This is a genomic window from Nostoc sp. NMS8, from assembly GCF_017115045.1.
Lineage (GTDB): Bacteria > Cyanobacteriota > Cyanobacteriia > Cyanobacteriales > Nostocaceae > Nostoc.
The window spans coordinates 21,906-29,601 of record NZ_JABXKK010000051.1; the positions used below are offsets into that span (position 1 = coordinate 21,906).

Below are 7,696 nucleotides of genomic sequence, written 5' to 3' on the forward strand. Positions count from 1 at the left end.
TTCATTATTTCTTGTTCTTTTGCATTTGAATCAAGCAATATCCTTTCAAGCGATTTTCTTCTTGACAAGCAGCCAGAGTTTGTTGATTATCAACAAAGAGCTTATAAGTTTGCTTACCCTCGCTAGATTTTACCCATTGTAAAATCTTCAGATCGTTGTTTGACAACATGACTGATTGATTTTGACCCAAGTTAGTTATTACGTTCCAAGTTGTAAATGAAGCAAGCATCGCACCAGCTGCTGTCACTCCTCCTACCAGAGCGCAGATAGACCAAAAATGCATCTGAAAATTCCCTGTAGATAATCGCATCTCTTTTGGTGGCGATGATGCAGATGATGCAGATGATGTCGATGATTGTATCAGAAGAGGCATTTGTTCAGTTAAGACATCACGCACAGCATTACTGACTACACTGTTGTTCATCGATTGGGCTGTTTTAGAAGTATTCGCCACTTTCTCTTCGATTGTTAGTACCCAAGCTTCAATCATTGCCTCCATTCGTGCTTGCAGTGAAATCATTGTCTCTTCATATCTGCCAAGTGTTGCCATGACTTGAAACATCGGGTCATCTTCTGCTAACCCTATTTGCTGTGCTGTTTCAACAATCCTCTGTTGTTCGGCTTCAGAATACCCCTGCAATATTTCTGATGTTCTCACCTGCTGATACTCCTAAGTAAATACTAGCGACTTGATTATTTTTTACAGCATCAAAGAAATTTTTTAGCCAGTGATAAATATATGAGCGATACAGCACATATAGGGATTGCTCATGCAAACATTGTGAGTAAGGTTTGCCTAAATCCTCCATTCCTTGATAATGATCTCTGTGCAAGGCTGTTAATCTAATTTCTGTGCCCCCAATCAATGGCAATTTTTGCTGTACTAATTGGTTGTACTCTTTAAACCTCGTATCAAAATGTTGATTTTTTACTATGACATAATTAGCGTTGTCCGTTGCAAAATCTAATAGCTGCAAGAAATATTCCATGCAATCACTTCTATGGTAAATTGGCTGTAAGAATGTTAATTTCCAGTTGAGTTCAGCCAAAACAGTAAAAAAATCAGCCTCATATATGTAGTTACAGGTTTCTTGGATATATTGTCCCGGCATATCCACAAAAATCACATCTAATGAGTTATTAAGTAAATCGTCTAACACCAAATCCGGGTTGTCAGTGAAAAAATTTAAGCTTTCTACTGGCACTATACCTTCATAAGCTTTGAACTTATTACGGTTATCATGGTTATAAATCTTAACAGTTTGATTTTGACTAAGGAATAGTTCAATCAATAACTTTATAACTGTAGACTTTCCTACACGCGAGTCACCTACAGTCATCACTAAACGTCTACAAACGGGGGACATCGTTTAATCCTAAAATGCTTCTTGCCAACCAAACTTGTTCCTTGAATTTGCTGATCCAAGTACTTACCCTTCCTTTAACTGATGGTTTTTCTTTTTGCTCTATTCCTTGATTAAACGTCAAGCTATTCTTATCTAAATAATCATAAGCGTGTTCTATTAAATCTGGCATCGTTATTTCCAGAAAGGGAATCTCCCTTTCTTTTAATAAATCCTTAATTGTTGTTACGTCTGAAGACTCTTTATATCTGACAAAGTTTTCTGGCGAACCGAAGAACAAATTCTTCACTACGATATAATCTACTTGGTCTTGACAAAAATCATATAGAGTTGTCAACTGCTTGACTGAATCCATTACTCGACTAATTACAACTACGATTGTTACTCGCATATCATATAATTCTTCAACTGTAGACAAGAACTTCATTTGTTCTACAACATCTCTTAAGATTCTCATGGACTGTGGTGGTAATTCCAGTAAGAATAAAGACTTTCCGGGCACAACCTCCCCTTTTGTGCCTAGACTATCCTCTATTAACTCTTTTAAATCATCTAGAAAAATGTCCACGTTCCCTTCTGTAAAAAAATCTAATTCTCTCACTAAACATTTATCCCCATAAAATCTACTTAAATGAGAATTAGATATATCTGCATCAAAAGCCAAAAATTCTTTTTTCATATCCAAATATGTTTGCGCTAATCCTCTGGCGAAAGTACTTTTACCTACTCCTCCTTTATCTCCTGTCACTATGACTAATCTCCGACTCCACTGTTTTTTATTGGTGACTGCGGGTTTTCTTTGTGGCAGGACTGTATTTTCTGCTTCTGTTTTTTCACCTGTAGTTACTGCTTCTGGCATCTGCTGTATATCTTCTGTCCTTTCTGCTTCTGTTGTTTCATCTGTTCCCAAAAGTAATTCTTCTACTCCGTTAAGGATCTCCGCCTCATCGTTTAAAATATCTGTCATCTGATTTTCTCCTCTATTTCATGTTTAATCAGTTTCAGGGTTTAGTCCAGTGCTAGCATCTCTGCTGAAAAGTAGTCTAATAGGTTTAAATACATTGGTTTTAAATCCTTGAAATTTTCAATTGATTTATTAACCATTGTTCCCAAAGCTTGTAATATTAATCCTTGTTCTATTACCTGATTTAAATCAGACTCATTTAATTTATTTAAATGGTAATAAACTAACAAATCTAATGATTGAGCTATCAATAAATTTGCCGACCTGATAACCAAATCTTCATAAATATATTCATAACTGCTGACTGACCTTAGTACTGTCTTCAATACTTGAAAATATCTACTTCTGAAGTCAATCCCATTTAAATCAATAGTCTGAGGACAGCTAGCTGGCAATGGAAGCTTTTTAAAAATCAACTTTAAATATAAATCAATACTATTTGATGACCAAGAATCACTATTTTGAAAATACAAATACTTAATCAAAGAATCTTTCTGAGAGTAATCTATTTCTTGAAATAAGTATTTGGGTTGCTCAACTGCAATCATCGTCACATCATTTTTAAACACTGGCATCACATTTGTTCTTACCCATTGCATAAATTGCCTGACTACATTGTGTTCTACTACAGTTGGTAGTGATATTAATGAGTGAATCGATAGAGCGCTGAGTGTCGATACCAAACTCACTTGATTATTCTCCATCATCACTAATCGTTTCTGAACTTCAATTGACCTCACGAAATCATCATTTAAAATTGGAGCTACTATTTGCAATACATCCACTGCAAATAACTCTAGCCCTGTTGGTGTTGCTATCACTCTTACTACAGAACTTGATGGATGCTCAAATTCCCAATATCGCCAAACTTCTACCATTTCTCCACTAACTCTTTTGTTCTCCCTCCTCTTACTGCAAAAGTTAACTTTTTACCATAAGAAGATACATTAAATACATCGAAATTCACTCCGTCAGAATAAATCAATGGGGAATTCAGATCCATCACTGATAGCGCCGGCGGCAAGCGAGTCCGCGTTCGCGCTAGCGTCTCGTAGAGAGCGTCTTTAAGACCACCAAAAATTCTAGTTTTGTGGAGGTTTTAAACCCCTTTCTTCACCCGCCACTCGTATAGAATTTATACCTATTTTCTGAATTCTGACTCCTGACTCCTGACTCCTGAATTCTGTTTTAATCAGAATTCACTTTGCCTGAATGAGTGTTGCCCATGCTGAAGTCTTACTTAGACACTATGGCATATTCCCCCACTTCAAAGGAATCGCTCGAAGTCTAAAAAAATATCGTACTTCTGGCTATTGCTTTTTGTTGACATCCTGTTATAGAATTATCACTTTTGCCTGATTAAAAGGAAAGTCATTGCAAAAGTTCAAGTTTTTTAATAGTTAATTGCTGGTTTTAGCTTGCTATTTCAAATCGAATTATTATATATTATTTAGGATAAAATTTAGCTCTCATTGATTTCATAAATACATCAAATTACTTTTCCAAATCAAACTAAATTTAGCTTTTTTACTATCCAGTTTTTCCGAGAATAAATAGTTAGCTATTAAGCGAGAATAGGATGCTTTTCAAAACTTCACAAATCGCCATTATTTTAGCTTTGCTCGTCGGTGGTGGTATCATCTCTTGCCAGAGTAAAACGCCTGAACAGATTGCCAAAGAAACAGAACTTGAGTTGATTGCAGCAAAGCAAAAAGCAGAAGCTGCCGAAATCAAAAACTTTGTTGATACTACTCCTGATCTGTATAGAGTTAATTGGAAAGTTTGTAGTGAAGGGTTTCTCGATCGAGACAATAACGGCTGTAAAGAAAGTCGAGATGTCGCATCTAAAGGTTTTCCTGAAGCCGTCCTTGTTTGGGGGCCTGTTCAAGAGGTGAAGTTTGTCACTAAGCGTCATTTCAGTCCCAATATGCAAAGTGTTGGTTTGTTTGTCAAATCTAAAGGTTGCCTCTTATTGGGTAAACCCGAAGGGGGAGATCAGTTTTACAAAATACACGAATTTTCACTTACAAAAGGTTCTGCCCTTCCAAATCCTGACAGCGCTAAAATTGATAAACTTTCTCCTGAAGATAAAACCAAAGCTATACGAGTAGCCACCAATAATGCCGAAGACGAAATTGCTTCTTTAAACAATTTCGGTGTTTCTTCCTCTGGATTTATGCCAAATGCTGCTTTGCAACCTTGTCTCACCCTTGACAAATGGAACAAGCTTTGAACAAGAATTCAGCACAGCCTGATAGCAGATCAGCAAAGATAGGAGCGATCACCTGGGCGTGGGCGCTTGAGCTATCGCATCCGAAGGCTACTGCTTAACTTACACTTTTGAAAAATGAAAATTGCCAACAGCAACAGCACAGCGCAGATTCGCCGCTACAAGTTGAAATTAATAAAATACTAACTTGCTGGCTGATATAATCCCGTATTTTGGTTAAATTCCCACCCTAAACCTGCTCTATCTTTGCCCTTACACCATGCTACAAAAAGCGGTGGGGGAAGTTTAATTCGCTCCTTGCGTACAGTTTCCTCACTTACACCAAGCCTCTTGGCTAAACCTTCTTCCGTTAGCGGTTGCATTCGCGGACTTTGCCCAGGATAGGATGAATTGTTGTAGTACGATTTTTGGCCCCGCTTTTGTTGGTTGTTGAGATAGTCTTGAATTTTAATGATTGCCTCAGCCAACTGTGTCATTCGGGCTGTCATCTTTTCAATTTTTTGTTCTAAATTGGTGAGATTATCAATTGCTGTGGTTTGGTTGCTATTATATTCATTTGAAAACTCTGACTCCAGCTTATCAAGTCTTTCGCAAATAGCTAATATCGTTTCATTTGTAGGAGCGGTGTTACTCTTGTTACCAAAAGCTAGGTATTTCTCAACACTTGCCTTAATTTGAGAATCTAAGCGTTTGTCTAAATTATTACTGATTGCATCAACCTTATCTTGAGAATCGTCTAAGTAGAGTTCGATAAATTCGAGCAGCGTGGCTGTTGCGGTCGTCCCTTTCGATTTGCACCGGTCGATAAACTGTTCCCAAATCCTTTGATCACAGTTGAAAGATGCCAGTTTTTTCTTACGCCCTGTATTGCTCATGTTTACGTTTCATCTAGGTAAACCGTAACTGTCCGCACCCATTTTATCGTGTAATTTGTCATGATGAATTACCTTGATGCTATCATCGCCAAATGCATCAGCGCATTCTTCAGCCGATGTCTTTTGTGAAGAGATGCTACTGCCAACGGCTACCATTGGCGATTGCAAATAAATATAGATATCACCCCCTAGCAATTCCAGCATCAAACATCTTCGCCAGATATTAGGTATTAAATATTATCAGTGATTATGCTACTTACTGAAAATGAAAATACCCATACTGCTCATCTGCATAATCGCTCGGTTCCATTTCTTGTACTTCACCGACCCATTCCCTTATAGCCCTAAACTGAAAAGAAGAGCGCTCGCATTTCAGAGCCAGGAAGTATAGAGAAAGTGTAGAAACTACATCAATAGAGAAGATTTCTTCCTCTGTCCTGGAATAGTCAACTTTTGGACAGCACGGCGTTTAGTTTCTTCACCGCGACGGTCATATCTGGCAGTCTGGTCACTGTTCGTGTGTCCAGCTAACCTTTGAACTGTAGAAATATCTTCACCAGCATCGAGCAGATCAGAGATGAAAGTTCTACGGAAATCGTGAGCGGAGAAATTAGTTACTCTCGCCTCTAAACCACGTTTTTGCAAGATGAACAGCACTGCTTGAGAGGTAAGTCGTCGCCGCACTATCCTTGAGCCTCTGTTGACATGACATAGTAAAGGGCCTGCCTCGTTGCCTCGAAGCGATAACCAGTCCAAAACGACAGTTAAACCACTTTCGGGTAAGTACACAGTCCGGTCTTTACCACCTTTGCCACCGCGCACCTCTATTGCCCCAGTATTCTCTTCAAGGTTGCTCAGGTCTAAATTCACCACTTCAGAGCGGCGGACTCCAGAACCTCGGAGTATTGCAAATATTGCAGCATCTCTGTAACCAGTGGGGGTAGGGTCATCAAAGCAGGTTTGCATCAATTGGGCAATTTCTTCTGCCGTGAGAACACGTCCCCGCAATTGCTTGGTGACTTTAACGTTGGGAATATCTACAGCACGAGCAAAATCAACAGCATCCATTATCTCTAACCGCAAGGCTTCTTTTAAAACTCGCCGCAAAGCACACAGTACTTTGTTGACATAAGCTGGTGCATATTTTTCGCTCAACACAGAGCGGACTGCCGCCGTATGTTTGTAGCGCAGTGCTGCCCAGTTCAGGGTCATCGCATCACAACTCGAGTTGGTTAACAATCGCGCGATCGCATTGAGAGCTTGGCGCATTGTGGGGCGGGAACCAGGGGAAAGGGTTGCCAAATAGACCGCAGCGGGATGTTCGACTAGCGGGATGGGAGAAGGCAGAGCGAGAGGAGAGGGTGCGGTGTTTTCAATGGTTTCAGGCATTTACTTATCAGAACAGCAATTCTCGCTTGCTAGATTCTAATAAGTAATTGTCTCATAATTGCGTGCATGTGATGCTGACTTTACCCCTCAACAGGCAACACCTCTTCACTTAGCAAGGCGTAAAATTCCGGTACTGCCGACTCCACAAGTCGCAGTTCATTTGCCGCGATCGCTTCAAGTTCCAGCACCGTCTCCCAGCGCAAATCCTCAACCCATTGCTTGAGAATGCCTTTAATTGCCTCAACTCCACGAGAAATACCAGAGCGAAGTATTTCCACGCAATGAAGTAGAGTAATGCGATCGGTCGGAGGCGACTCAAATTCGGTAGTATCCTCCTCTTGGCAATGGGAGTTTCCTATAGCATCAAGGGGGGGGATGGATACGGCCTGCTGATTATGGTTTATGCTATATACAGCAGGGGTTTGGGTCGCGTAATAGGCGCGTTTTGCCACGCGATGAGCAATTATCTCTTGAGCAAATTCCAATTCCTTTTTAGATAAAGAGAAAAGTTTCACCTGTTGACCCCGTTTACCTTGCTTGCGGAAGGTTAACTTTAACCCCAGCTGCTCGACTAAAGTACCGAGCAACCAAATAGGTTTACAGTCACTGGGGATAGTAAACCCAAGAATTGCTTTGACGTGAGCAGCACAATGTATGGCGATCTCCCTCATCTTGAGTAAGGTGGAATCCGAGGCGGTAAATTCCTCACCCGCAACTAAAGAAGTGAGAATCTGATGCAGCCCCAGGTTAAATCTAGCCAACCACCGTGCCGAGTAATTACCCCAGTCGATGCACAAAGGTAGATTGTCGCGCTCGGTGCGGTCTTTTTGGGTGACAATTGTTGGTGGGGTAGGATAACTTTGCCCAGTTTTGG

Annotated in this window: 8 protein-coding genes and 1 pseudogene; 1 reads left to right on the forward strand and 8 read right to left on the reverse strand. The window is 40.1% G+C overall.

Translation table 11 applies throughout. The features are described 5' to 3' along the window. Nucleotides 1-4: 4 nt before the first annotated feature. The 4 genes from HWQ39_RS10035 to HWQ39_RS10050 are packed head-to-tail and all read right to left on the reverse strand — an operon-like array spanning nt 5 to nt 3,206. Nucleotides 5-658 (reverse strand): DUF6753 family protein, encoded by a 654-nt coding sequence (locus HWQ39_RS10035; RefSeq protein WP_292843813.1) that lies wholly within the window; start codon nt 656-658, stop codon nt 5-7. Next, nucleotides 624-1,340: a hypothetical protein gene (locus tag HWQ39_RS10040; protein WP_292843815.1), complete on the reverse strand. Its 717-nt coding sequence runs from the start codon at nt 1,338-1,340 to the stop codon at nt 624-626. Before HWQ39_RS10040 ends, HWQ39_RS10035 begins: the two co-directional genes overlap by 35 nt. Nucleotides 1,341-1,350: 10 nt before the next feature. Then, nucleotides 1,351-2,331, reverse strand: a complete 981-nt coding sequence (locus HWQ39_RS10045; protein WP_292843817.1) for a hypothetical protein — start codon at nt 2,329-2,331, stop codon at nt 1,351-1,353. A gap of 41 nt (nt 2,332-2,372) precedes the next feature. Then, entirely contained in the window at nt 2,373-3,206 is an 834-nt protein-coding gene (locus HWQ39_RS10050) for a hypothetical protein (protein WP_292843819.1), read from the reverse strand. 701 nt (nt 3,207-3,907) lie between these two features. Here HWQ39_RS10050 and HWQ39_RS10055 point away from each other — a divergent pair. Continuing rightward, nucleotides 3,908-4,561 carry a hypothetical protein gene (locus HWQ39_RS10055; RefSeq protein WP_292843821.1) on the forward strand — a complete coding sequence of 218 codons (654 nt, stop codon included), beginning with the start codon at nt 3,908-3,910 and terminating at the stop codon, nt 4,559-4,561. Nucleotides 4,562-4,740: 179 nt separating this feature from the next. On the opposite strand, the gene HWQ39_RS10060 is transcribed toward HWQ39_RS10055, so the two are convergent. The 4 genes and pseudogenes from HWQ39_RS10060 to HWQ39_RS10075 all read right to left on the reverse strand — a co-directional run. Next, nucleotides 4,741-5,433: a hypothetical protein gene (locus HWQ39_RS10060; RefSeq protein WP_292843823.1), complete on the reverse strand. Its 693-nt coding sequence runs from the start codon at nt 5,431-5,433 to the stop codon at nt 4,741-4,743. A 9-nt stretch (nt 5,434-5,442) separates the two neighbouring features. After that, on the reverse strand, nt 5,443-5,637 hold the full coding sequence (locus tag HWQ39_RS10065; protein WP_292843825.1) for a hypothetical protein: 195 nt from the start codon (nt 5,635-5,637) through the stop codon (nt 5,443-5,445). 201 nt (nt 5,638-5,838) lie between these two features. Beyond that, the gene (locus HWQ39_RS10070; RefSeq protein ID WP_292843827.1) at nt 5,839-6,822 is read right to left on the reverse strand and encodes a site-specific integrase; all 984 of its coding nucleotides are present in this window, start codon (nt 6,820-6,822) and stop codon (nt 5,839-5,841) included. Nucleotides 6,823-6,902: 80 nt separating this feature from the next. Further along, nucleotides 6,903-7,696: pseudogene (locus HWQ39_RS10075) on the reverse strand (bifunctional DNA primase/helicase); the annotation flags it as partial.